The organism is Streptomyces sp. NBC_00414, assembly GCF_036038375.1.
Taxonomy (GTDB): domain Bacteria; phylum Actinomycetota; class Actinomycetes; order Streptomycetales; family Streptomycetaceae; genus Streptomyces.
Genome location: NZ_CP107935.1, coordinates 8,015,562 through 8,039,185 on the forward strand (window position 1 = coordinate 8,015,562; position 23,624 = coordinate 8,039,185).

The window sequence follows — 23,624 nt, forward strand, 5'->3', positions numbered from 1 at the left end:
GACCTAACGTCACTCGAACCGCCGTCCCTGGTGGGAGTTCAAGGGCGAACGTTAGGTATCCACTCATGCTGACCATCCTCGGCTTCACCATGATCGCGACCTTCCTGGTCCTGATCATGATGAAGAAGATGTCGCCGATCGCGGCGCTGGTGCTGATCCCGGCACTCTTCTGTGTGTTCGTCGGAAAGGGCGCGCATCTCGGCGACTACGTCATCGAAGGGGTGGGCACCCTCGCGCCGACCGCCGCGATGCTGATGTTCGCCATCGTGTACTTCGGCGTCATGATCGACGTCGGCCTCTTCGATCCGGTCGTCCGGGGCATCCTCAAGTTCTGCAAGGCCGACCCGATGCGGATCGTCGTCGGTACGGCCCTGCTCGCCGCGATCGTCTCCCTGGACGGCGACGGCTCGACCACCTTCATGATCACGGTCTCGGCGATGTACCCGCTCTACAAGCGCCTCAAGATGAGCCTCGTGGTGATGACCGGTGTCGCCGCCACCGCCAACGGCGTGATGAACACCCTGCCCTGGGGCGGCCCGACGGCCCGCGCCGCCACCGCGCTCAAGCTCGACGCCGGCGACATCTTCGTCCCGATGATCCCCGCGCTCGCCGTCGGCCTGGTCGCCGTCATCGCCCTCTCGTACGTCCTCGGCCTGCGTGAGCGCAAGCGCCTCGGCGTGCTGAGCCTGGCCGACGTGCTGGAGAAGGAGAAGCAGGAGACCGGGCTCCCCGGGACGGCGACCGGGATCCCCGGGACGGAGACCGGGACGCAGTCCGAGTCCGAGACGGTGCTGGTCGGTGCGGGTGCGGGTGTAGGCGCCGCTGCCTCCGGCGGCCCCGGTGACGGCAAGGTGCGTTTCGCCAAGACCACGGGCGGCGCCGGATCCGGCACCGACGCCGACGCGCGGGCCGAGGGCGACGACGAAGAGGACGACGTACGCCTCCAGGGCCTCGACCCGAACCGTGCCACCCTGCGTCCCAAGCTGTACTGGTTCAACGCGCTGCTCACGGCCGTCCTCCTGACCGCCATGATCATGGAACTGCTGCCGATCCCGGTCCTGTTCCTGCTCGCCGCGGCGCTCGCCCTGACGGTCAACTTTCCGAACATCCCGGACCAGCGGGAGCGCCTGGCCGCCCACGCCGACAACGTCCTCAACGTCTCCGGCATGGTCTTCGCCGCCGCCGTCTTCACCGGCGTCCTCCAGGGCACCGGCATGGTCGACTCCATGGCCGAATGGCTCGTCGACGGCATCCCCGACGGCATGGGCCCGCACATGGCCGTCGTCACCGGCGCCCTGAGCCTGCCGCTCACCTACTTCATGTCGAACGACGGCTTCTACTTCGGTGTCCTGCCGGTCCTCGCCGAGGCGGGTGCCGCGCACGGTGTCTCGCCGCTGGAGATCGCCCGCGCCTCCCTGGTGGGCCAGCCGCTGCACATGTCGAGCCCGCTGGTCCCGGCCGTCTACGTGCTGGTCGGCATGGCCAAGGTCGACTTCGGCGACCACACCAAGTTCGTGGTCAAGTGGGCCGCCCTCACCTCGCTCGTGGTCCTCGGCTCCGGAATCCTGTTCGGCATCATCTGACCCGGCCCCCGGCCCTCGGCCCCTGGCCCAACGCCCGGCCGGGAGGCCGATCCCAACCGATTCCCGACCGATGGAGAACGTCACTGTGAGGCCCGGTACGAACCGCGGCTGGCTGCTCCGCCTCGTCATCGCCTTCAGCTTCGCGCAGGGGGCGGTGTCTATGGCACGGCCCGCCGTCTCCTACCGGGCCCTCGCGCTGGGCGCCGACGAACGCGCGATCGGTGTGATCGCCGGGGTGTACGCCCTGCTGCCGCTCTTCGCCGCCGTACCGCTCGGCCGCAGGACCGACCACGGCCGGTGCGCCCCGCTCCTCCCGGTCGGCGTCGTCCTCATCGCCGGCGGCTGCGCCCTCAGCGGTACGGCGGACTCCCTCGCCGCGATGGCGGCCTGGAGCGGTGTGATGGGCCTCGGACACCTCTCCTTCGTGATCGGCGCCCAGTCGCTCGTGGCCCGGCAGTCCGCGCCGCACGAACAGGACCGCAACTTCGGCCACTTCACCATCGGCGCCTCGCTCGGCCAGCTCGTCGGGCCGATCGCCGCGGGCGCGCTGATCGGCGGCCCGGACATGGCGGGCACCAGCGCCCTCGCCCTGCTGGTCGCGGGCGGGGTCGCGGCCGTCTCGTTCGTCTCCCTGTGGCGCATCGAGCACCGCACACCGTCCACCTCCCGTACGGGACGGGGCGCACGCGTGCCCGTGCACCGCATCCTGCGCACCCGGGGCGTACCGGCGGGCATCTTCATCAGCCTCGCCGTGCTCTCCACGACGGACATCCTCACCGCGTACCTGCCCGTGGTCGGTGAACACCGGGGCATCGCGCCCTCCGTGATCGGCCTGCTGCTCAGCCTGCGCGCGGCGGCGACCATCGCGTGCCGCCTGGTGATGACGCCGATGCTGCGGCTGCTGGGCCGGGCCGCGCTGCTCGCCACGACCTGTCTGCTGGCGGCGCTGCTGTGCGCGGGGATCGCCCTGCCCGTGCCGGTCTGGGCGCTCGCCGTGATCCTCGCCGCGCTCGGCTTCTGCCTGGGCGTCGGCCAGCCCCTGTCGATGACCACGGTCGTCCAGGCGGCCCCGGACGACGCCCGTTCCACCGCCCTCGCCCTGCGGCTGACCGGCAACCGGCTCGGGCAGGTCGCCGCGCCCGCCTCCGCGGGCCTGATCGCCGGAGTCGCGGGCGTGGCCGCGCCGTTCGTGATGCTCGGGGTGCTGCTGCTGATCGCCTCGGGACTGGGGCTGCGACAGGGCCGTACCGCGAACGGACCCGAAACGGCCGCGAGCCGGGACAGGACCGTGCCCGCGCCTGAACTGGAGAAACGCCGAACGGGGCACGGCCGCGCCTGATTTGCACGGGACCGGGCCGTTCAAAGGGTTCCCCGGGCATGCGCGGTCCGTTAGCTTCCGTGACTCATAGGTCTCGTACGCACCCGCACGAGACACCCGTCCGCGGAGCATCAGCGCCCCGTGAGTCCCCGGGGGTCACGCGTCATGCCACGTGCCGTCTCTCTGCATCAGGTCAGCAAGTCCTACACGCAAGGCGTCCGCGTGGTGGAGCGGCTGTCGCTCGACATCGCGCCCGGCGAGTTCCTGGTCCTGCTCGGCCCGTCCGGCTGCGGCAAGTCGACCGTGCTGAGGATGATCGCCGGACTGGAGGAGCCCACCGAGGGAGAGGTACGGCTCGACGGGGCGTACGCCAACCATCTCCCGCCCTCCGAGCGGGACATGGCGATGGTCTTCCAGAACTACGCGCTCTACCCGACCATGAACAGCGGCGCGAACATCGGTTTCCCCCTGCGGATCGAGGACCCCGGCCGGGACCCGCGCCCGCGCGTCGAGGCCACGGCCAGGATGCTCGGCATCGAGGACCTCCTGGACCGCTTCCCCCACCAGCTCTCCGGCGGGGAACGCCAGCGCGTGGCGATGGGCCGGGCGATCGCCCGGCACCCCTCCGCCTTCCTGATGGACGAACCGCTGGCCAACCTCGACGCCAAGCTCCGCAGCCATCTGCGGGCCGAGATCGCCCGGCTCACCCGGGACCTGGACGTCACGACCCTGTACGTCACCCACGACCAGGCGGAGGCCATGTCGCTCGGCGACCGCGTCGCCGTCCTGCGCGGCGGCGTCCTCCAGCAGCTCGGTACCCCGCGCACGGTCTACGCGCTGCCGGAGAACGTCTTCGTCGCCGCCTTCATCGGCACCCCCAGGATCAATCTGCTCCGGGGCGTCGTCCTCGCCCCGCTCGACGGGGCCATGTCGATCGGCCTCGGCCGCCAGTCCCTCGTCCTGCCCGAACCGCTGTCCCCTGACCACCGGTTGCTCCGGGTGCAGCAGGGGCGCGAGGTCATCGTCGGGCTGCGCTCCGAGGCCGTACGCCTCGCCAGACCCGGGCAGGCCAGGCCCGGGGAGGTGGCGATCAGCGGGCTCGTCGAGCATGTGGAGTTCCAGGGGCACGAGGTCCTGGTCCACCTCGACACCGGGTCGCAGCCCGCGTTCGTACCGGATCTGGAGGCGCCGCGCCCGGTGGCCCGGCCGGCAGGGCGCCGCCGGCGGGAGGGCCGTGTCCTCGGCCGGCTGCGGGGCCGGGCGGCCGGTGCGCTGCGGGCCGGGCCCGTCGTGGTCCTGGAGCACCCCGCCGACGCGGAGCCGGACCGGCCGCCCGAGCCGCCGCCGGGCGAGGCGCGGCTGCCGGGTGACCTCATCGTGCGTACGACACCGGACCACGCGCTCCGGCCCGGCATGCATGTCCCGCTCCTCGTGGACCTCGCCCACCTGTTCGTCTTCGACCACCATGGCGTACGCATCTGCCCGGCCCCGGCGCGGCTGCCGGACCTGGAGGCGTGACGCGCGGTAGTCATTCACCCATGATCATGAACCTCACCCGCAGCCGCCTCGCCGCCGCGACGGCCTCCGCCCTGCTGTTCGCCGGTGCCCCGGCCGCGTACGCGACGCTCACCGACGACAGGCCGCGGGAGGCCACCCCGACGGTCAGGGGCGCGGCCTACGTCGAGACCCGGCTGTTCTTCGGAACCGAGCGCCCCGACGGCGGTCCGGCGGTCACCGACGGGCAGTTCATGGACTTCGTCGACCGGAAAGTCACTCCGGCCTTCCCGGACGGGCTCACTGTGCAGGGCGGGCGCGGGCAGTGGCGGGACGGCAACGGCATCATCGAACGGGAGCGGTCGTACGAGCTGATCCTGCTGTATCCGGTCGGGCGGGCGCGGGCGGCCGACCCCTCGATCGAGCGCGTCCGCGACGCCTACGAGAGGGAGTTCGCCCAGGAATCCGTGGCGAGGCTGGACGAGCCGACCCACGCGGACTTCTGACCCCCGCCGTCCGGCCGCGACCGCCGTGCCCGGCCGGTCGCGCGGTTGCTCGCGCCCCTGGGCGAGGGCGGGCGTGGCTGTGTGCCTGCGGGCGCGACCAGTCACAACACGCCCGCGGCCGACACACCGCCCGGGCCCCTCCTCGGAACCGCAAAGCCCACCTCTGGCGTGCAAAAACTAACACCGCTAGTTTGTAGCGCGGACGACAGCTAGGTTGGAGGCCGGACGACGACGCCCCTCCCGGGAGGAACGCATGAAGGCACATGACGGCATGTACATAGACGGCGACTGGCGCCCCGCGGCCGGGACGGACACGATCGCCGTCGTGAACCCGGCCGACGAGCAGGTCATCGCCCACGTCCCGGCGGGCACGATCGAGGACGTCGACGCCGCCGTACGGGCCGCACGCACCGCCTTCCCGGCCTGGGCCGCCACCCCGCCCGCCGAGCGTGCCGCACTCATCGGCGCCCTGCGGGACGTCCTCGTCGCCCGCAAGGACGAGATCGCCGAGACGGTCACCGCCGAACTCGGCTCGCCGCTGAAGTTCTCCCAGGCGGTGCACGTCGGCGCGCCGATCGCGGTCGCAGGCTCGTACGCGGACCTCGCCGCCTCCCACCCCTTCGAGGAGAAGGTCGGCAACTCGACCGTCTACCTCGAACCGGTCGGCGTCGTCGGCGCGATCACGCCCTGGAACTACCCCCTGCACCAGATCGTCGCCAAGGTCGCCCCGGCCCTCGCGGCCGGCTGCACGGTTGTGCTGAAGCCCGCCGAGGACACCCCGCTGACCGCTCAGATCTTCGCGGAGGCGGTCCACGAGGCGGGTGTGCCGGCCGGTGTCTTCAACCTCGTCACCGGCCTCGGCCCGGTCGCCGGCCAGGCGCTCGCCGAGCACGAGGGCGTGGACCTGCTCTCCTTCACCGGCTCGACGGCCGTCGGCCGGCAGATCGGCGCGACGGCGGGCGCGGCCGTCAAGCGGGTCGCCCTGGAACTGGGCGGCAAGTCCGCCAACGTCATCCTGCCCAGCGCCGACCTGGCCAAGGCCGTGAACGTCGGCGTGGCCAACGTGATGTCCAACTCCGGCCAGACGTGCAGCGCCTGGACCCGCATGCTGGTGCACGACTCCCAGTACGACGAGGCCGTCGCCCTGGCCGCCGACGCCGCCGCGAAGTACGGCGAGCGCATCGGCCCCGTCGTCAACGCCAAGCAGCAGCAGCGCGTGCGCGGTTACATCGAGAAGGGCGTCGGCGAGGGCGCCCGGCTGGTCGCCGGAGGGCCCGAAGCCCCGCGGGAGCAGGGGTACTTCATCAGCCCGACCGTCTTCGCCGACGTCACCCCCCAGATGGCGATCGCCCAGGAGGAGATCTTCGGCCCGGTCCTGTCGATCATCCGGTACGAGGACGAGGCGGACGCCCTGCGCATCGCGAACGGCACGGTGTACGGGCTCGCGGGCGCCGTCTGGGCCGGGGACGAGGCGGAGGCCGTGGCCTTCGCGCGCCGACTCGACACCGGCCAGGTCGACATCAACGGCGGACGCTTCAACCCCCGGGCTCCCTTCGGCGGTTACAAGCAGTCGGGCGTCGGGCGCGAGCTGGGCTCCCACGGACTGTCCGAGTACCTCCAGACCAAGTCCCTCCAGTTCTGAAGATGCGCAGAGCTGTAGAGATGTGCCGTGCTGAAGATTGCCGTGCTGAAGATGTGCGGTTCTGAAGTTCCAGAGTCCTAGGAGCGTTGTACGTCATGACCCGCGCCGCTGTGCTGCCCGCCGTCGGGGCCCCGCTGGAGATCACCGAGATCGACCTGCCGGAGCCCGGCCCCGGACAGGTTCGGATCCGCCTCGCCGCCGCCGGGGTCTGCCACTCCGACCTCTCACTGACCAACGGCACCATGCGGCTGCCGGTGCCCGCCGTGCTCGGCCACGAGGGAGCGGGGACCGTCGTCTCCGTCGGCCCCGGGGTCGAGCATGTCGCGCCCGGCGACGGTGCGGTGCTCAACTGGGCCCCCTCCTGCGGCAGTTGCCACGCCTGCTCGCTGGGGGAGGTGTGGCTGTGCGCCAACGCGCTGGCAGGGGCCGCGAACGTCTACGCCCACCGCTCCTCCGACGGGACGGACCTCCACCCCGGCCTGAACGTAGCCGCGTTCGCCGAGGAGACGGTGGTGGCCGCCAACTGCGTACTGCCGGCGCCTGCCGGGATCCCCCTGGCGGACGCCGCCCTGCTCGGCTGCGCCGTACTGACCGGCTACGGGGCCGTGCACCACTCGGCCCAGGTCCGCCCCGGCGAGACGGTGGCCGTCTTCGGTGTCGGCGGGGTCGGACTCGCCGCCGTCCAGGCCGCGCGGATCGCGGGTGCCTCGAAGATCGTGGCGGTCGACGTGTCACCGGAGAAGGAGGCCCTGGCGCGCGAGGCCGGAGCCACCGACTACGTGGTCGCCTCGGACAACACGGCCCGCGAGATCCGGGGGCTCACCGGGAAACAGGGTGTGGACGTCGCCGTGGAGTGCGCGGGCCGCGCCGTCACGATCCGTACCGCGTGGGAGTCCACCCGCCGCGGCGGCCGTACGACGGTCGTCGGCATCGGCGGCAAGGACCAGCAGGTCACCTTCAACGCCCTGGAGATCTTCCACTGGGGCCGCACGCTCGCCGGCTGCGTCTACGGGAACTCCGACCCCTCCCGCGACCTGCCGGTCCTCGCCGGACACGTCCGGGCGGGACGGCTGGACCTGAGCGCCCTCGTCACGGAACGGATCGGCCTGGACGGCATCCCGGCGGCGTTCGAGAACATGCTGGCGGGCAAGGGCGGACGCGCGCTGGTGATGTTCTAGACCCACCGCAGGCGCGCAGGCGCGCAGGCTCCGGTCAGGTCCTGTCGGACCGCGGCTCCGGACGCGTCTCCGGAGCCGCGCCGACCGCCGTGGCGGGAGGGACCAAAGGGGTGGTCGTGGCCGCCGTCGCGGGCGTCCCCGCCCGGGGCCCGGACCGCGACACCGCCACCCCCGCGAGACACACCAGTCCGCCGACGAGTGTGATCCAGCCCGGCACCTCGTCGAGCGCCACCCAGGACATCAGCACCACCAGCGCGGGCACCGCGTACGTCGTGGCCCCCATCCGCCCGGCCGTCGTACGGGCCAGCGCGAACGCCCAGGTCGTGAACGCCAGGGCGGTCGGAAAGACGCCCAGATACAGCATGTTGAGGGTCGCGGACAGCGGGGCGTCCCGGGCGTCGGAGACCAGCTGCCCGGCGAACGGCAGACAGGCCACCGCGCCGATCACACACCCGTACGTCGTCACCTGGAGCGCGGAGCCGTGCCGCAGGGCTGGCTTCTGGGCGACCACCCCGCCCGCGTACGCGACCGCGGCGAGCAGGCAGAGCAGCACGCCGAGCACGGAGGCGCTGCCCTCGCCCGACATGGACAGGCCGACGACCGCCGCTCCCACGAAGGAGACGGCCATCCCGGCGAGCAGCCGCGAGGGCAGCCCCTCCTTGAGCAGCCATCCGGCGAGCAGGGCCATGATGAGCGGCCCGATGTTCACCACGAGTGCGGCGGTGCCCGCGTCGACCTTCTGCTCACCCCAGTTGAGGACCACCATGTACAGGCCGAACCAGAGCAGCCCGGACACCACGATCCCCGGCCAGGCGGCCCGTGCGGGGAGCCCTTCCCGGCGTACCAGGCAGATCGCTCCGAGGACCAGCGCCCCGGCGAGCAGCCGGCCCAGCGCCAGCGCGCCGGGGGCGTAGGCCTCACCGGCGCTGCGGATGGACACGAAGGCGGAGGCCCACAGCAGCACGGTGACGCCGGCCGCTGTGGCTGCCGGCAGGTCGGTCCGGCGGCCGGTGGGGAGAGGGTTCATCACGTTCCAGAGGGTAGGTGGGGTGGCCGGAAAGGGCTCGCGGGTTTCGGACCGGGTGCTTTCGGGGTGGTGGCGTCGTGTCGTGTCCGCGGGCCGGTGGGGGCTGAGCGCGCAGTTCCCCGCGCCCCTAGAAGCGCAGGGTTTCTGCCTGGATCCCCAGTAGTCGCGAGAGTGCCTGCTCGCCCCTCTCCGTCACCTTGACGGCCCGTTCCGAGCCGATGCGTACGCACCAGGCCGCGTCCAGGGCGTGCCGGCACAGGGCGGCGCCCGCCACTCCCGCGAGGTGAGGGCGCCGTTCGGTCCAGTCCAGGCAGGCCCGGGCGAGCGGGCGGCGACCGGTCCGTACGAGAGGGGCGCCCAGGTCGTCGAACCAGCTCACCCCCTCGTCCGTGAGCGCGAACCCGGTGTCCTGGCGGAGCAGCCCGAGCCCGGTGAGCGCGTCGGTGACCGCGATGCCGAGGCGGCCTGCCAGGTGGTCGTAGCACGTGCGGCCCCTGGCCATCGCGCTGCCGGCCCCGGCCTCGCGCAGCGTGCGCGGCCGCGCGGTTGCCGTCGGCGACACCTGGGCGGCGAGGTCCTCGACGAGTTGGGCGACGCGGGCGTCGGCCAGCCGCACGTACCGGTGCCGCCCCTGCCGCTCCTCGGTGAGCAGCCCGCCCGCGACCAGCTTGCCCAGGTGCTCGCTGGCCGTCGACGCGGCGACCCCGGCGTGCCGTGCGAGTTCCCCGGCGGTCCAGGCCCGCCCGTCGAGCAGCGCCAGCAGGAACCCGGCCCGCGTCTCGTCGGCGACCAGAGAGGCAAGAGCGGCAAGCCCGGCGGCCCCACCCCGCCCCCCGCTACGTGAGGAGGTCATCCCCCCAGCATGCCCGCCCCACACTTCGGCAACGACCGAAGCATCAAGGGGGCGCGGGGAACGGCGCGGTCTTTGGCTTTTCGGGGCGCGGGGAACAGCGCGGTCTTTTGCTTTCAGGGGCGCGGGGAACGGCACAGTCTCTTGCCTTCAGGGGCGCGGGGAACGGCGCAATCTTTTAGGGGCGCGGGGAACGGCGCGACCAGCCCCCACCGACCCGCACCCGCAGACCGACCTACCCGCGCAGCCCCTCGAACTGCAACGCCAACCCGTCCAGCAACGCCGTGAGCCCCGTCTCAAAGGCCCGCTCATCAATCTTCTCCGGCTGCTCGGCAAGCAGATGCGCCTGCCCGAGATGCGGATAATCCGCGGGATCGTAAGCCGTCTCGTCGTCCACGAACCCCCCGGCGAACGAAGAAAGCGCGGACCCCGTCACGAAGTACCGCATCAACGCCCCGATGGACGTCGCCTGCGCCGCAGGCCACCCCGCGGCGACCATCCCCCCGAACACCGCGTCAGCGAGCCGCAGCCCGGCCGGCCGCCGCCCCGGCCCGCGGGCGAGGACCGGCACGATGTTGGGGTGGTCGCGCAGGGCCGCCCGGTAGGACACGGCCCAGTCGTGCAGCGCCGTCCGCCAGTCCCGCCCGTCCTCGAACATCGACAGGTCGACCTGCGCGCTCACGGAGTCCGCGACGGCCTCCAGGATCTGGTCCTTCGTGCGGAAGTGGTTGTAGAGGGACGGCCCGCTCACCCCCAGTTCCGCGGCCAGCCGCCGCGTGGAGACCGCGGCGAGGCCCTCGGCGTCCACCAGTGTCCGGGCCGCCGCGACGATGCGGTCGGTGCTGAGGAGGGGCTTGCGCGGTCGGGCCATGGCGCACATAGTAGGGCTGCGAACCAGAAACTAGCAGTGCTAATTAAAAGCAGGGGTTGATCAGAGTGAACCTGGAACTCAGTGAGGAGCAGACCGCCGTCCGGCGCCTGGCCAGGGACTTCGTCGCGCGCGAGATCACCCCGAACGTGATCGCCTGGGACCGCGCGGAGGAGGTCGACCGCTCGATCGTCAAGAAGCTCGGCGAGGTCGGCTTCCTCGGCCTCACCGTCGACGAGGAGTACGGCGGCTCCGGCGGCGACCACCTCGCGTACTGCCTCGTGACGGAGGAACTGGGCCGGGGCGACTCCTCGGTCCGGGGCATCGTCTCGGTCTCGCTCGGGCTCGTCGCCAAGACCATCGCGTCCTGGGGGAGCGAGGAGCAGAAGCGGCAGTGGCTGCCGGGGCTCACCTCCGGCGGGTACATCGGCTGCTTCGGCCTCACCGAACCGGGCACCGGATCCGACGCGGGCAACCTGTCGACGAAGGCGGTGCGCGACGGCGACGCGTACGTCATCAGCGGCAGCAAGATGTTCATCACCAACGGGACCTGGGCGGACGTCGTCCTGCTCTTCGCCCGCTCGACCGACGCCCCCGGCCACAAGGGCGTCTCCGCCTTCCTCGTGCCGACCGACAGCCCCGGCCTGAGCCGCCGCACCATCCACGGCAAGCTCGGACTGCGCGGCCAGGCCACCGCCGAACTGACCCTGGAGGACGTCCGGGTACCCGCCTCGGCGATGCTCGGCCCCGAGGGCAAGGGCTTCGCCGTCGCCATGTCGGCGCTGGCCAAGGGCCGGATGTCGGTGGCGGCGGGCTGCGTGGGCATCGCCCAGGCCGCGCTGGAGGCCGCCGTGACGTACGCGACCGAGCGCGAGCAGTTCGGGAAGACCATCGCCCACCACCAGCTCGTACAGGAACTGATCAGCGACATCGCCGTGGACGTGGACGCGGCACGGCTGCTCACCTGGCGCGTCGCCGATCTCGTCGACCGCGGACAGCCGTTCGCCACCGAGTCCTCGAAGGCCAAGCTCTTCGCCTCGGAGGCCGCGGTGCGCGCCGCGAACAACGCGCTCCAGGTCTTCGGCGGCTATGGCTACATCGACGAGTACCCGGCCGGAAAGCTGCTGCGCGACGCCCGGGTCATGACGCTCTACGAGGGCACCAGCCAGATACAGAAGCTGGTCATCGGGCGTGCGCTGACCGGGGTTTCGGCCTTCTGAGTACGCGCCTGAGTACCTGAGCGGATGTGCTGTCGGCCACCGCGGCCGATTCTGGTCGCATGAGTGAGACACAGGTCAAGCAGCAGTCCACCGCGGCCTTCTACGGCCAGGCGGTCCTCTCCTTCGCGGTCGCGATCATCGCCACCGCCATCGGTATCTTCAAGCTGGAGGCCGACACCTGGGTGCGCGCCTTCCTGGGAATCGCCGTGCTGTACCTCGTGACCTCGGCGTTCACTCTCGCCAAGGTGATCCGGGACCGGCAGGAGGCCGGCCAGATCGTCAGCCGTGTCGACCAGGCCCGCCTGGAGAAGCTCCTCGCCGAGCACGACCCCTTCGAGAAGCTGTGAAAGCCGTGAGTCGGTGCGGCCCCGAGCGGTGCGCCGTGCCGGATTCGCACGGCGCTGAGCGGGCACTCTAAGCGCTCGCTCAGTATCGGAGGTATGGTGTTCGTTCTGTCACTGGAAGGGGCGAACGAGCGATGAGTACGGCGGAGGAGACGGCCGACGGCGAACTGCAGCCGTGGGCCGAGGTCACCCCGGACGCGGCACGGCGGCTGCTCGTCGCCGCGGTGGAGGCCTTCGCCGAGCGCGGGTACCACGCGACGACGACCCGCGACATCGCGGGCCGGGCGGGGATGAGCCCGGCGGCGCTCTACATCCACTACAAGACCAAGGAAGAGCTGCTCCACCGGATCAGCAGGATCGGCCACGAGAAGGCCCTCGACATCCTGCGGACCGCGGGCGCCCGTGAGGGCAGCCCGACCGAGCGGCTCGCCGACGCCGTGAGCTCCTTCGTCCGGTGGCACGCCGGGGGGCGCACCACCGCACGGGTGGTGCAGTACGAACTGGACTCGCTCGGCGCCGACGCCCGCGCGGAGATCATCGGCCTGCGCCGGCAGGTCGACGCCGAGGTGCGCGCGATCATCGAGGACGGCGTGGCCGCGGGTGACTTCGACGTCCCGGACGTGCCGGGGACCACGCTCGCCGTGTTGTCGCTGTGCATCGACGTGGCCCGCTGGTTCAACGTGAACGGACCCCGCACCCCGGAAATGGTCGGCGACCTGTATGCGGATCTGGTGCTGCGGATGGTGGGGGCGCAGCGCCGTCCATAAGGCGCGGTGGGGCTGCGCCGCTTGTCGCCGGGTGGAGCGTCTGCGGGTCTGCTGTGGCTGGGGTTGCGCCGTTCCCCGCGCCCCTAAAAGCCAAAGACTGCGCCGTTCCCCGCGCCCCTGAAGGCAAAAGACTGCGCCGTTCCCCGCGCCCCTGAAACGGTCGTTCCGTGGGTTTCCGGGGGCGCGGGGGACCGCGTGGCCAGTCGCGGCGTACCCGTGGACGATCCGCGGCCCGCAGCCACCTTCGTAAACTCAGAAGTAGTACCGGGACACCGACTCGGCCACGCAGACCGGCTTCTCCCCGCCTTCCCGCTCCACGGTGAAGCCGACGGAAACCTGTACTCCCCCCGCCACCGGATCGACAGCCGTGATCTTCGCCGTGGCCCTCAGCCGTGAACCGACCGGCACCGGCGCCGGGAAGCGCACCTTGTTCGTCCCGTAGTTGACGCCCATCTTCACGCCCTCGACAGCGATCAGCTGCGGCCCGAACAACGGCAGCAACGACAACGTCAGATACCCGTGGGCGATGGTCGTCCCGAAGGGCCCGGCCGCGGCCCTGGCGGCATCCACATGGATCCACTGGTGGTCACCGGTCGCCTCGGCGAACAGATCGATCCGCTTCTGGTCGACCTCCACCCAGTCGCTGTGCCCCAACTGCTCACCCACCGCCGCCGTCAGCTCGTCGGCGGACGTGAAGATCCTCGGCTCTGCCATGTCGCTGGCCTTTCCCGTCGCGGTGTCCCGGACTGCCCTGGAGAAGAATTTCTAAGCAACTGCTTAGCATGGTCGCAGGGAAGTCCTCTGTCAACGGACCGGAAGTGTGACGGGCTGGGTAGGGTTCGAGGGGTGCCCCAGATTCCTGAGACGATCCATGAACTCACGGTCGGCCAGCTGTCGGCCCGCAGTGGTGCCGCCGTCTCGGCCCTGCACTTCTACGAGTCCAAGGGCCTGATCAGCAGCCGCCGCACGTCGGGCAACCAGCGCCGCTACCACCGTGACGCCCTGCGCCGGGTCGCCTTCGTACGGGCCGCGCAGCGCGTCGGTATCCCGCTGGCCACGATCCGTGACGCGCTCGCCGAACTGCCCGAGGAGCGCACGCCGACCCGGGAGGACTGGGCCCGGCTCTCGGAGGCATGGCGCTCCGAACTCGACGAGCGCATCAAGCAGTTGGGCCGCCTGCGGGACCACCTCACGGACTGCATCGGCTGCGGCTGCCTGTCCCTGGAGAACTGCGTGCTGTCCAACCCCGACGACGTCTTCGGCGAGCGGCAGAGCGGTTCCCGCCTCATGGTGGAGCGCGGCGGACAGCGCGGGAGCCGGAAGCCGGAACCGCGGAAGGATCCGCGGAAGGACCCGGGGAACTGCGGTTGAGGCGGTTCCCCGGGCACTCGGGGCGGGGCCCCGCCCCTCACTCGTACTCCGTGCCGCCCTTGCGCGTCAGATAGGCGGGGCTGACCGCCTTCGCGACGGCCCGGCCGCCCGTCACGGTGCTGTACCGCTCGACGACGGGCCGGACGACGACCCCCTCGCGCAGATGGATCCCCTGCCCCGAGACGCTCTCGCGGCCGGAGGCGAACTCCAGCACCCGCCCGATGTCGTACGGGCCCGTGTACAGCCTCGGTACGAGCGGCAGTTCACCGGTGAGCAGCTCCGCCGCGTCCAGCCAGCGGACCTCGCCGTCGATGTCCGCGGACACGTCGAACACCGCGTACCCGAGGGTCGCGCGGCGGCCGTCGGCGCCGTACGTCAGGTCCTGCACCCCCGCCCCGTACACCTCGCCGAAGATGCCGATGCGGCGTGCCCCGAGCCGTTCGGCGAGCCGGGCCGCGACCGCCGTGACGTCGTGGCCGTGGACGGCACGCCAGTACAGATTGCGCGGGTCCTCCTTCAGCGCCAGGCGTTTGGCGCCGAAGCCCTTCGAGGAGACCTGGACGCGGCCGTCCTCGGCGAAGTACGTGACCAGGCAGGCCGTGCCGTGCAGTTTCTCGGTCAGGACCACCTCCTCGCCCGGGGCGAAGATGCCGGGATACCGCTGGATGTTCTCGATGTCGACCCAGGGCAGCAGATCGGGAGCCGGCTCGATGTCGCCGTCCATGGTCGGAGGGACGGGCGGTACCCACTTGGTGACGCCGAGCTGTGCCGCGAAGTCCGTGCCGTCCGCGGCGGCCCGCGCCAGGTCGACGCCGGCCAGTGCCTTCGGCCGGCAGACGATCCCCTGGGACAGCTCGCCGCGCAGCCGGACCGCCTTCACCCGGTCCGAGCCGCTGCCCGCGAGACGCCCCGTCAGCCCCAGCTCCTCGATCAGCTCCCGCGGCAGCACGGACTGCTCCGGGATGTAGACGGCGCTCTCGCCGGTGCGGTACGCGCCCTTGGCGACCACGGCTCGGTACAGGCCCACCTGGGCCAGTTCGAGCGCGTCGGCGTTCGGATGCTCGTGGACGGTCAGTACTTCGGCGGTGACGCGCAGCGTCGACATGGTGGGGCTCCTCGCGGTCTCACATGGTGCTCAGCCTGGTCTCATCGCCTCCAACTGTCCGGACGGGAAAGGGGTGGAGCGAGGGGTTTCGGGGCTGCTAACGTCACGGCCGCCGCCCGGAGGAGCCGCCCCCGGACTCGGGCCCGCACTCCGCCGCGGACTCGGGCCCGGCCCCGCGCTCGTACCGGCGCAGGGCCTCCGTCACCAACTCGGCGTTGGACGCGGCCCGTCGGCCGTCCGGCAGGACCAGCGTGTCCTCCAGGCCGATACGGGTCGCCAGGCCCAGGCGCACGGCGAGACGCAGCACGGGCCAGGCGCCGCCCTCCTCCCCGTGCAGCAGGACGGGGCGGCCGTGCGCGGTGCCCAGGGCGGCCAGCAGCTCCCGGGCCGTGACCTCGGCGGAAACCGGATGCGGGTCCGTCACCTCCGCCAGTACGCGCAGCACCCGCGGCCCGAGCGGTGACGCCATGAACCGCGCGGCCCCGTCCGTGCCGGACCAGATGCCCGCCTCGACGCCCACGCCCCGCTCCAGGAGCGCCGCGGCGACCTCCTCGGCGCCCGGCTCGTGCCAGTTGACCGAGGCGTGGTCGGGCAGGACGCTCCACTCATGAACGCGCGCGACGCGGGCCGCGGGGTCGGGCTCGGCCCAGGCGCCGGTGGTCACTCCGACGGGAACGTCCACCTGCGACCGGATTTCGTCCAGTGTCGCCGCAACCGCCTTCGACGACAGCGTGTCTTCCCCACAGGGGGACTTGGGATGCACATGGATGTCCGACGCCCCGGCCGCGACGGCTTCCGCCGCGGAGTCGGCCATCGCTCTCGGCGACAGCGGTACGAGCGTGCCGTCGCCGGACCCGCGCCCCCCGTTCACACAGACCTGGACCATGCCCCCGATGGTGCCAGGCCGCACCGACAACCGGAGATCGAAAGGGGAGCAGGCGATGAGCCTGGCCATTTGCTCGCTCAAGTGGGAAGCCGCGCACACGGGGGCCCAGCGGATCACGTACGACAGTGACGGGTACCACCTCGTGCGCTTCCCCTATGTCACGGGTGAGGAGCAGTACGACCGCTGGAACATGCACGACCCGGCGAGGGGCGGCGCCGCCTCGGCGTTTCCCGACGCCCGCTCGGGTCTGATCTGGCCGAGCCACGACGGCTGGGGCGTCCTGTCGGCGCTCGTCTTCTGGGAGCCGGACGCCGCGGGTCTGGAGTACCGGGCGCGCTTCGTGCGCGACCCGCTGAACCTCACGGCGGCGCGCTACGACTCGACCGCCACCACCGACTACGCGCCCACCCGCGGTGGTCAGTACCGGACCTACATGTGGCAGATGTTCGTCCACCCGGGCACACCGGTCGGCCTCAAGGTGTCCGTGCGCGGCGCGGGGGACGCGAAGGTCTCCACACCGCTGATGTGCGTCGAGTTCAAGCTGGCCATCCACACCGACGTCAAGGTTCCGTAGGCATGTGTCCGGGGGTGCGGTTCCGCCGGCGCACCCCCGGCGTCGGCTAGCCCGCGACCGCCATCAACAGACGTCCCCGACGGCATTCCGCCAGGGCTTCGGGGGTGAGGACCGGTCGGGGGACCACGATTCCGCAGGCCGTGCAGACCGGGCCCGAGGACGGCTCGTGGGCCAGGTCGTACTTCCAGACGAGGCGCTCGCCCGAGCAGACGGGGCAGACGGCGCCGGGTTCCCGCTCCAGGGCGGCGATCAGCCGGCGCAGCACCTCGGCCAGCGGCTCATGGGGGTGGATCCCGGGGTCGTCGCACCAGGCGACCCCGAAGCCGCCCCAGGTGAGCCGGTGCCAGTCGTCCACGCTGCCGGGGCTGCGCAGACCGTCGTGCTTCTCCTTCTTGCGGCGCTGGGCGAACCCGGCCTCGTAGGTGAGCCAGACGGAGCGGGCCTCCTCCAGTTCGTCCAGCGCGGCCACGAGCCGCACCGGATCGGGGGACCGGTCCTCGGGGCCGAACCCGGCCCGGGAACACAGATGGTCCCAGGTCGCCCGGTGACCGTAAGGAGCGAACCTCTCAAGGCACTTGCGCAGTGAATAGCGCCGCAGTGCCAGATCGCTCCTCGGGTCGCGCACCTGTCTCGCCAGACTGCGGAATCCCGCCATCGCCCTGCACCTCCGTCACACCTGCACCTGTACTTCGGTCACTTCGGCGTCGTCGTAAGGACGTCGCCGAATAGACGTATCGACACGCGATTCGGCTCCATCTGTTTTTCGGCGACCGCCATAAAACCGCCAATCAGCCGGTTATCGGCCATCCGCAAGACGGTTGTCGGCCGTCTCTCGGGTCCTTCCCGGCCGTCGTCCGAGGCGGTCGGCGACCCCGGCCGGGCTCCGTCGGCCCCTCCGGCGCCAAAAGTGACGCATGTTCATCTTCAAACACGGGGATACCGGCGGTAACGTCCGGCCCACCCCCGTCGTGAGGAGTCAGCCATGCCTCGGCGTATCCCACGCACCATCCTCGACAGACTGAGAACTCCCCGCAGATTCTCCAAGTTCCTCATGGGCGCTTCCGTATGCGTTCTCATTACCGGTCTCTTGTCACCGCTTTCCCGGGCGGCCGCCGCCGACACCACCGCACCGGCCGCGAACGACTACTGCGGCAGCCAGTGTTCCGACATTCTTCCGGCAGGTCAGAACGGCAACGCGACCCTCGCGGAGATCCTTCTCAACCAGGCTTTCGGCACGCAGCCCGCCCACGCGGACGATCAGCTGGCCCCCTACGGCAATCTGGCGTCCGGCTACTCCGCGCTCACCGACGCCAAAATTAATGACTTCTTCAGGGACGCGTCGTTCGGGGTCCCCGCCGACCAGGTCGAGTCCACCCTGAAGCCCGCCGGACGCACCGACGTGACGATCGTCCGCGACAAGAAGACCGGTGTGCCGCACATCACAGGCACCACCCGCTACGGAACCGAGTTCGGCGCCGGTTACGCGGCAGCCCAGGACCGGCTCTGGCTGATGGACGTCTTCCGGCACGTCGGACGCGGCAAGCTGACCCCGTTCGCGGGCGGCGCCCCCTCCAACCAGGGTCTGGAGCAGGAGTTCTGGCGCCACGCCCCGTACACCGAGGCCGATCTGCAGGCCCAGATCGACAGCGCGGTGGCCACCAACGGGGCGCGCGGCCAGCAGGCCCTCGCCGACGTCAGGGCCTACCTGGACGGCATCAACTCCTACATAGACGCCTCCGACAGCGGCCGCTACTTCCCCGGCGAGTACGTCCTGACCGGCCACAAGGACTCCATCACCAACGCCGGGACCATCGAGCACTTCAAGGAGACCGACCTCGTCGCGCTGGCCTCCGTCATCGGCGCGCTCTTCGGCTCCGGGGGCGGCGGCGAGGTCGACAACGCCGTCTCACTGCTCGCCGCCCAGTCCAGGTACGGCGTGGCGGAGGGCACCAAGGTCTGGGAGTCCTTCCGCGAGCGCAACGACCCCGAGGCCGTGCTCACCGTCCACAACGGCGAGAGCTTCCCGTACGCCACCAAGCCGGCCACCCCGCAGGGAACGGCCCTGCCCACCGCCGGCACGGTGACCGAGGAACCCCTCGTGTACGACCGCACCGGCAGCGCGGCCACCGCCACGGCCACCGGGACGACCGCCTCGGCGACGGCGAGCGCCCTCAGCTCCGCGAAGCGCGGCATGTCCAACGCCCTCGTGGTGAGCGGCAGGTCCACGGCGAGCGGACACCCGATCGCCGTATTCGGCCCGCAGACCGGCTACTTCGCGCCACAACTGCTCATGCTCCAGGAGATCCAGGGGCCAGGACTCAGCGCCCGGGGCGCCTCCTTCGCGGGCCTGAGCATGTACGTCGAACTCGGCCGCGGCCAGGACTACGCGTGGAGCGCCACGACCTCCGGCCAGGACATCATCGACACCTACGCGGTCGAGCTGTGCCAGGACGACACCCACTACCTGTACCGCGGCACCTGCACGGCCATGGAGAAGATCGAGCAGACCAACGCCTGGAAGCCCACCACGGCCGACAGCACCCCCGCCGGCTCCTACCGGATGCAGGTCTGGCGCACCAAGTACGGCCCGGTCACCCACCGGGCCACGGTCGACGGCAAGAAGGTCGCGTACACCACGCTGCGCTCCTCCTTCATGCACGAGGCCGACTCGATCATCGGCTTCCAGATGCTCAACGACCCGGACCACGTGAAGAGCCCGCAGACCTTCCAGGCGGCGGTGCAGCACATCAACTACACCTTCAACTGGTTCTACGCCGACTCGCAGCACACCGCCTACTACAACAGCGGCGACAACCCCGTACGCGCCACCGGAGTAGACGCCGAGTTCCCGGTGTGGGCGCAGCCGGCGTACGAGTGGAGGAACTGGACGCCGACGACGAACACCGCCGACTACACCCCGGCGTCCGCGCACCCCAACTCGATCGACCAGGACTACTACATCTCCTGGAACAACAAGCAGGCCAAGGACTACACCACGGCTCCCTGGGGCAACGGGTCCGTCCACCGCGGCAACCTCCTGGAGGACCGGGTGAGGAAACTGGTCACCGCGGGCGGGGTGACCAGGGCGTCGCTCACCAAGGCGATGGCCGACGCGGCGCTGGCCGACCTGCGCGCCGAGGACGTACTGCCGAAGCTGCTGCAGGTCATCAGGAGTTCGCCGGTCACCGACACGACGGCCACGGCGGCCGTGACGAAGCTGTCCGCCTGGGTGACGGCGGGTGCCAAACGCAAGGAGACGTCGGCCGGGTCGAAGACCTACGCCGACGCCGACGCGATCCGCCTCCTCGACGCCTGGTGGCCGGCGCTGGTGAAGGCCGAGTTCGAACCCGGCCTCGGCAGCGATCTCTACACCGCCATGACCGCCAACCTCCCGGTGGACGAAGCCCCTTCGGCGGGGCACGGGCCCACCGGGTCGCACGCCGGCAGTTCCTTCCAGTACGGCTGGTGGAGCTACGTCCACAAGGACATCCGGGCGGTGCTCGGCGAGTCGGTGCAGGGCGGACTGGCCAGGTCGTACTGCGGCGGCGGCAGCCTCGGCGCCTGCCGGGACATCCTGATCAGCACGCTCAGGACGGCGGCCGGCAGGACGGCCGCCCAGGTGTATCCCGGCGACGACCTCTGCTCGGCGGGCGACCAGTGGTGCGCCGACTCGATCAACCAGCGGACGCTGGGTGGCATCAAGCACGGCAGGATCAGCTGGCAGAACCGGCCGACCTACCAGCAGGTCGTGGAGTTCGCCTCGCACCGGTGACGTACTCGCCGGTGGGGCGGGCACGCGTGTACGGGCGGCGGGTCAGCGGATGCGGCCCGCCGCCAGTACCAGCCGGGCCAGTTCCCGGTGGCAGATGTCGCTGTGGGCGCCCGACGGGGCGCCGCCGCGTCGCACCACCTCGGACGCGTCGACGTTCACGCACCCCGAGGCGGGCAGCTTCGCCCGCAGCGCCTCGGCGAGGGTGAACACCTTCGTGCCGGACACCGCCTGCACCCCGTCGTGGCCCAACGCCCCCCACCTGGTGCCGAGAAGACGGGGGAGAGCGAGGTCGGCGGCCGTCCGGTCGTCGCCCGCCGTCCGGGAGGCCAGCGGATAGACCCTGCTCAGCGCCGAGTCGAAGCGGGAGAAGCAGCAGACCAACGGGCCGTCGATACGGTCCTGTTGACCGTGCAGCACACCGCTGTCCCGTACGTCGTGCGGGAGCCGCGTCGCGAACGCGTAGTGCGAGAAGGCCGCTTGGAGCAGCGTCACCGACTTCACGGTCCGCACCCCCTTGGGCAGTCCGCGCAGCGCGAACGACACCAGGCGCCCGCCGAAGCTGTGCCCCACGAGGTGCACGCGCACCCCGGGCGCGGCCTGGGCGAGCCGCCCGATCAGCCGCCCGAGCCCACGCTCGCCGACCGTGCCCGCCCGCCGCTTCATCGCGAAGTACGTCGCCTGGCGCAGCAGTTCGTGTGCTCCGTCCCAGGCCCGCGCGAGGCGGGGCGCGGCCTGTGCTCCGTCGCTCCCGTCGCCGGCCTCCTCCTCCGCCAGTGCCCGCGCGAACTCGCGGCAGATCCGGGCGGTGTTCCCGAGGAGCATCTCCGGATCGGCCGGGGTTCCGGGCGGGGCCCCCGGCTCCGTCAGCGTGTCCGCGGCGAACGCGGCGCCCGGAGCTTCCGCGCGCAGCTCGACGAGCAGCTTCACCAGCCGCCCGTACTCCTCCAACGCGGCGTCGCCGTCCGGCTGTTGGTCGAGCATCCGGGCAATCTGGTCGACCAGGGTGGCCCGGCCGGGAAAGACCGTCAGGAGGGCGCTGCGGGTGCCCTTGTCCAGCGCCGGGCCCACGGACACCGCGGTCACGGAACGCCCGAAGTCGGGGATCGGCTCGTCGGCGAAGCGCATCGACGGCCAGATCACACCCACGTATCCGAGCCGGGCGTTCGGCGCGAGGGCGGGGATCGGCTCGAAGAAGCGGCTGTAGAGCCGGGTCGCCGCCGAGCGGTCGTTGTTCCAGCCGTGCGAGAACACGATCAGGTCCTTGACGCCCCGGTCCACGACCTCCCGGAGCAGCCGGTCGCGCTGCCTGCCGTCCACATCGCCGTCGGCGTCGAACGTCAGCTCCCAGTAGGGAGTCACGCCCACTTCAGGATCCGCCATGACAAGCCCCCTTAGGCCTCCGCAACCCGTGCGATGTGCACGCATCGTCCCGCCGACCGCGGGAGTTGGCCAGGGGCCACGTCCAGTCTGACCAGCCCGAACTCATGTCTCAGCGCAATCCGGAACGGGTGGTCCAGGATAGGGGATCCGGTGCGGGTGAGGCGCCACCGGATGGCGCCACCTGATGGCGTCACCGGCTTGGGCCGCGGTGACGCCACGGGTGACGCCGAGGCGCAGGGGCGGCCGTGTCAGCGGTAGAGGAGGTACTCCTTGCGCACGCGCCGGAACGCGGCCAGTTCGTCGTGCCAGCCCGCCACGACCTCGTCGGTGGTCGCGCCCGCGTCGATCATCGTGCGCACCAGGGTGGAGCCCGTCAGCTTGTCGATCCAGTTGTCCGGCCGCCAGGCGAAGCCGCTCCAGACCTGCTTGGCGGTGATCAGCAGCGCGATCCCGGTCCGTACGGGGTCGTACGCGGCCCGGTCGTGGACGTGGATCTGCACACCGCCGACCGTCTTGCCCTGGAACTTCGAGAAGGTGGGGGCGAAGTAGGCCTCCCTGAAGTGCACTCCGGGCAGGCCGAGCTGTCCGGCCTCGGCGGCCCAGCGGCGGTCGATCCCCTCCGCGCCGAGCAGTTCGAACGGGCGGGTCGTCCCGCGCCCCTCCGACAGGTTCGTCCCCTCGAAGAGACAGGTGCCCGAGTAGACGAGAGCGGTGTCGGGCGTCGGCATGTTCGGGCTCGGCGGCACCCAGGGGAGACCGGAGGCGTCGTAGAAGTCCGAGCGCTTCCAGCCCGACATCAGCACGGTGTCCAGGAGCACCGGTTCCGTGAGGAACTCCTCGTTGAACAGCCGGGCCAGCTCCGCGACCGTCATCCCGTGCGCCTGCGCGATCGGCTCCCGGCCGACGAACGTCGCGAACTCCTTGTGCAGCACGGGCCCGTACGCGCCACGCCCCGTCACCGGGTTCGGCCGGTCGAGCACCACGAAGCGCTTGCCCGCGAGGCGCGCCGCGTCCATGCAGTCGTACAGCGTCCAGATGTAGGTGTAGAAGCGGGCGCCCGCGTCCTGGATGTCGAAGACGACCGTGTCCACGCCCGAGGCCGTGAAGATGTCGGCCAGCGGCTGCCCGCTCTTCAGATACGTGTCGTAGACGGGGAGGCCGGTCGCCGGGTCGTCGTAGCGGCCCTCGGAGCCGCCGGCCTGCGCGGTGCCGCGGAAGCCGTGCTCCGGGCCGAAGACGGCCACCAGGTCCACGTCGTCGTCGGCGTGCATCACGTCGACGATGTGGCGGGCGTCACGGGTGATGCCCGTGGGGTTGGTGACGATGCCGGTGCGCTTGCCCTTCAGGAGGGCGTAGTCGTCTGCCGCGAGACGCTCGAAGCCGGACCGGAAACGGCGGGGCGCCGTTTCCGGGGCGTGGGCGGCTGCGGCCGTGGCTGTGGCGGGTGGGCCCGCCGAGACCGCGGCCACCGTCGTGGTGGCGGCCAGGAGACTTCGTCTGGACAGGCGGCGCATGTGGGGCCTCCGTGTTCGCGGAAGGTTGGCACGTGCACGGTATGGCTTCCGCCGGTTGTTCGTAAGCTGCGGGCTCGTCGCGGCTGGTCGCGCAGTTCCCCGCGCCCCTGACGGGCCGCTGGTCGCGCCCACGCGGCGGAGCCGCATGTCGATACGGCCCCGCGCCCCTCAGGGGGCCCTTCGCGGAGCCCTTCCAGACGGCATACCGACCGGTTAGTCTGGCGG

The 23,624-nt window shown here is 71.4% G+C and carries 21 protein-coding genes; 12 read left to right on the forward strand and 9 right to left on the reverse strand.

All coding sequences use genetic code 11. From position 1 onward, the window contains the following. Positions 1-65: 65 nt before the first annotated feature. The 6 genes from OHS59_RS34865 (at position 66) to OHS59_RS34890 (ending at position 7,721) form a co-directional block, all read left to right on the forward strand. Positions 66-1,583, forward strand: coding sequence for a CitMHS family transporter (locus tag OHS59_RS34865; RefSeq protein WP_328497329.1), 1,518 nt, complete (start codon positions 66-68; stop codon positions 1,581-1,583). Positions 1,584-1,668: 85 nt separating this feature from the next. Further along, positions 1,669-2,922, forward strand: a complete 1,254-nt coding sequence (locus OHS59_RS34870; protein WP_328499472.1) for an MFS transporter — start codon at positions 1,669-1,671, stop codon at positions 2,920-2,922. Positions 2,923-3,066: 144 nt separating this feature from the next. Continuing rightward, positions 3,067-4,419, forward strand: coding sequence for an ABC transporter ATP-binding protein (locus tag OHS59_RS34875; protein ID WP_328497330.1), 1,353 nt, complete (start codon positions 3,067-3,069; stop codon positions 4,417-4,419). A 20-nt stretch (positions 4,420-4,439) separates the two neighbouring features. Beyond that, positions 4,440-4,901 (forward strand): DUF3574 domain-containing protein, encoded by a 462-nt coding sequence (locus OHS59_RS34880; RefSeq protein ID WP_328497331.1) that lies wholly within the window; start codon positions 4,440-4,442, stop codon positions 4,899-4,901. Between the two features lie 253 nt (positions 4,902-5,154). Next, the gene (locus tag OHS59_RS34885; RefSeq protein WP_328497332.1) at positions 5,155-6,543 is read left to right on the forward strand and encodes an aldehyde dehydrogenase family protein; all 1,389 of its coding nucleotides are present in this window, start codon (positions 5,155-5,157) and stop codon (positions 6,541-6,543) included. A gap of 95 nt (positions 6,544-6,638) precedes the next feature. Beyond that, on the forward strand, positions 6,639-7,721 hold the full coding sequence (locus tag OHS59_RS34890; RefSeq protein ID WP_328497333.1) for a Zn-dependent alcohol dehydrogenase: 1,083 nt from the start codon (positions 6,639-6,641) through the stop codon (positions 7,719-7,721). Between the two features lie 34 nt (positions 7,722-7,755). Here the strand turns inward: OHS59_RS34890 and OHS59_RS34895 are convergent, their stop codons facing one another. From OHS59_RS34895 to OHS59_RS34905, 3 genes are all read right to left on the reverse strand, one after another. Continuing rightward, complete coding sequence (locus OHS59_RS34895) at positions 7,756-8,748, reverse strand: DMT family transporter (RefSeq protein WP_328499473.1); 993 nt, start codon at positions 8,746-8,748, stop codon at positions 7,756-7,758. 127 nt (positions 8,749-8,875) lie between these two features. After that, positions 8,876-9,601 carry an ArsR/SmtB family transcription factor gene (locus OHS59_RS34900; RefSeq protein WP_328497334.1) on the reverse strand — a complete coding sequence of 242 codons (726 nt, stop codon included), beginning with the start codon at positions 9,599-9,601 and terminating at the stop codon, positions 8,876-8,878. A gap of 232 nt (positions 9,602-9,833) precedes the next feature. Further along, on the reverse strand, positions 9,834-10,478 hold the full coding sequence (locus OHS59_RS34905) for a TetR/AcrR family transcriptional regulator (protein WP_328497335.1): 645 nt from the start codon (positions 10,476-10,478) through the stop codon (positions 9,834-9,836). A 56-nt stretch (positions 10,479-10,534) separates the two neighbouring features. On the opposite strand from OHS59_RS34905, the gene OHS59_RS34910 reads away from it, so the two are divergent. The 3 genes from OHS59_RS34910 to OHS59_RS34920 all read left to right on the forward strand — a co-directional run bounded on the left by OHS59_RS34910 (position 10,535) and on the right by OHS59_RS34920 (position 12,797). After that, the gene (locus OHS59_RS34910) at positions 10,535-11,686 is read left to right on the forward strand and encodes an acyl-CoA dehydrogenase family protein (RefSeq protein ID WP_328499474.1); all 1,152 of its coding nucleotides are present in this window, start codon (positions 10,535-10,537) and stop codon (positions 11,684-11,686) included. A gap of 59 nt (positions 11,687-11,745) precedes the next feature. Then, on the forward strand, positions 11,746-12,033 hold the full coding sequence (locus OHS59_RS34915) for a YiaA/YiaB family inner membrane protein (protein WP_328497336.1): 288 nt from the start codon (positions 11,746-11,748) through the stop codon (positions 12,031-12,033). A gap of 131 nt (positions 12,034-12,164) precedes the next feature. Then, a complete protein-coding gene (locus tag OHS59_RS34920) occupies positions 12,165-12,797 on the forward strand; it encodes a TetR/AcrR family transcriptional regulator (protein ID WP_328497337.1) in 633 nt (210 codons plus the stop codon). Between the two features lie 252 nt (positions 12,798-13,049). On the opposite strand, the gene OHS59_RS34925 is transcribed toward OHS59_RS34920, so the two are convergent. Further along, positions 13,050-13,511: a MaoC family dehydratase gene (locus OHS59_RS34925; protein WP_328497338.1), complete on the reverse strand. Its 462-nt coding sequence runs from the start codon at positions 13,509-13,511 to the stop codon at positions 13,050-13,052. 132 nt (positions 13,512-13,643) lie between these two features. Between OHS59_RS34925 and soxR the strand changes: the two genes are divergently transcribed. Next, on the forward strand, positions 13,644-14,168 hold the full coding sequence (soxR, locus tag OHS59_RS34930) for a redox-sensitive transcriptional activator SoxR (protein WP_328497339.1): 525 nt from the start codon (positions 13,644-13,646) through the stop codon (positions 14,166-14,168). Between the two features lie 37 nt (positions 14,169-14,205). On the opposite strand, the gene OHS59_RS34935 is transcribed toward soxR, so the two are convergent. Continuing rightward, a complete protein-coding gene (locus OHS59_RS34935) occupies positions 14,206-15,273 on the reverse strand; it encodes an RNA ligase (ATP) (protein WP_328497340.1) in 1,068 nt (355 codons plus the stop codon). Positions 15,274-15,376: 103 nt separating this feature from the next. Next, on the reverse strand, positions 15,377-16,159 hold the full coding sequence (locus OHS59_RS34940) for a 3-keto-5-aminohexanoate cleavage protein (RefSeq protein ID WP_328497341.1): 783 nt from the start codon (positions 16,157-16,159) through the stop codon (positions 15,377-15,379). Positions 16,160-16,214: 55 nt separating this feature from the next. On the opposite strand from OHS59_RS34940, the gene OHS59_RS34945 reads away from it, so the two are divergent. Next, positions 16,215-16,733, forward strand: coding sequence for a hypothetical protein (locus tag OHS59_RS34945; RefSeq protein WP_328497342.1), 519 nt, complete (start codon positions 16,215-16,217; stop codon positions 16,731-16,733). Positions 16,734-16,779: 46 nt separating this feature from the next. On the opposite strand, the gene OHS59_RS34950 is transcribed toward OHS59_RS34945, so the two are convergent. Further along, entirely contained in the window at positions 16,780-17,388 is a 609-nt protein-coding gene (locus OHS59_RS34950) for a hypothetical protein (protein WP_328497343.1), read from the reverse strand. Positions 17,389-17,715: 327 nt separating this feature from the next. Between OHS59_RS34950 and OHS59_RS34955 the strand changes: the two genes are divergently transcribed. After that, entirely contained in the window at positions 17,716-20,505 is a 2,790-nt protein-coding gene (locus OHS59_RS34955; RefSeq protein WP_328497344.1) for a penicillin acylase family protein, read from the forward strand. A gap of 42 nt (positions 20,506-20,547) precedes the next feature. Here the strand turns inward: OHS59_RS34955 and OHS59_RS34960 are convergent, their stop codons facing one another. Together OHS59_RS34960 and OHS59_RS34965 are read right to left on the reverse strand one after the other, a co-directional pair. Beyond that, a complete protein-coding gene (locus tag OHS59_RS34960) occupies positions 20,548-21,885 on the reverse strand; it encodes a serine-threonine protein kinase (protein WP_328497345.1) in 1,338 nt (445 codons plus the stop codon). A gap of 248 nt (positions 21,886-22,133) precedes the next feature. Next, complete coding sequence (locus tag OHS59_RS34965) at positions 22,134-23,399, reverse strand: exo-beta-N-acetylmuramidase NamZ family protein (protein ID WP_328497346.1); 1,266 nt, start codon at positions 23,397-23,399, stop codon at positions 22,134-22,136. Positions 23,400-23,624: the final 225 nt, after the last annotated feature.

What these genes read in the sequence shown, in the direction of transcription:
- OHS59_RS34865 (WP_328497329.1), top strand. Translation starts at nt 66, where the DNA reads ATGCTGACCATCCTCGGCTTCACCATGATCGCGACCTTCCTGGTCCTG.
- OHS59_RS34875 (WP_328497330.1), top strand. Translation starts at nt 3,067, where the DNA reads ATGCCACGTGCCGTCTCTCTGCATCAGGTCAGCAAGTCCTACACGCAA.
- OHS59_RS34880 (WP_328497331.1), top strand. Translation starts at nt 4,440, where the DNA reads ATGATCATGAACCTCACCCGCAGCCGCCTCGCCGCCGCGACGGCCTCC.
- OHS59_RS34885 (WP_328497332.1), top strand. Translation starts at nt 5,155, where the DNA reads ATGAAGGCACATGACGGCATGTACATAGACGGCGACTGGCGCCCCGCG.
- OHS59_RS34890 (WP_328497333.1), top strand. Translation starts at nt 6,639, where the DNA reads ATGACCCGCGCCGCTGTGCTGCCCGCCGTCGGGGCCCCGCTGGAGATC.
- OHS59_RS34895 (WP_328499473.1), bottom strand. Translation starts at nt 8,748, where the DNA reads ATGAACCCTCTCCCCACCGGCCGCCGGACCGACCTGCCGGCAGCCACA.
- OHS59_RS34900 (WP_328497334.1), bottom strand. Translation starts at nt 9,601, where the DNA reads ATGACCTCCTCACGTAGCGGGGGGCGGGGTGGGGCCGCCGGGCTTGCC.
- OHS59_RS34905 (WP_328497335.1), bottom strand. Translation starts at nt 10,478, where the DNA reads ATGTGCGCCATGGCCCGACCGCGCAAGCCCCTCCTCAGCACCGACCGC.
- OHS59_RS34915 (WP_328497336.1), top strand. Translation starts at nt 11,746, where the DNA reads ATGAGTGAGACACAGGTCAAGCAGCAGTCCACCGCGGCCTTCTACGGC.
- OHS59_RS34920 (WP_328497337.1), top strand. Translation starts at nt 12,165, where the DNA reads ATGAGTACGGCGGAGGAGACGGCCGACGGCGAACTGCAGCCGTGGGCC.
- OHS59_RS34925 (WP_328497338.1), bottom strand. Translation starts at nt 13,511, where the DNA reads ATGGCAGAGCCGAGGATCTTCACGTCCGCCGACGAGCTGACGGCGGCG.
- OHS59_RS34935 (WP_328497340.1), bottom strand. Translation starts at nt 15,273, where the DNA reads ATGTCGACGCTGCGCGTCACCGCCGAAGTACTGACCGTCCACGAGCAT.
- OHS59_RS34940 (WP_328497341.1), bottom strand. Translation starts at nt 16,159, where the DNA reads ATGGTCCAGGTCTGTGTGAACGGGGGGCGCGGGTCCGGCGACGGCACG.
- OHS59_RS34945 (WP_328497342.1), top strand. Translation starts at nt 16,215, where the DNA reads ATGAGCCTGGCCATTTGCTCGCTCAAGTGGGAAGCCGCGCACACGGGG.
- OHS59_RS34950 (WP_328497343.1), bottom strand. Translation starts at nt 17,388, where the DNA reads ATGGCGGGATTCCGCAGTCTGGCGAGACAGGTGCGCGACCCGAGGAGC.
- OHS59_RS34955 (WP_328497344.1), top strand. Translation starts at nt 17,716, where the DNA reads ATGCCTCGGCGTATCCCACGCACCATCCTCGACAGACTGAGAACTCCC.
- OHS59_RS34960 (WP_328497345.1), bottom strand. Translation starts at nt 21,885, where the DNA reads ATGGCGGATCCTGAAGTGGGCGTGACTCCCTACTGGGAGCTGACGTTC.
- OHS59_RS34965 (WP_328497346.1), bottom strand. Translation starts at nt 23,399, where the DNA reads ATGCGCCGCCTGTCCAGACGAAGTCTCCTGGCCGCCACCACGACGGTG.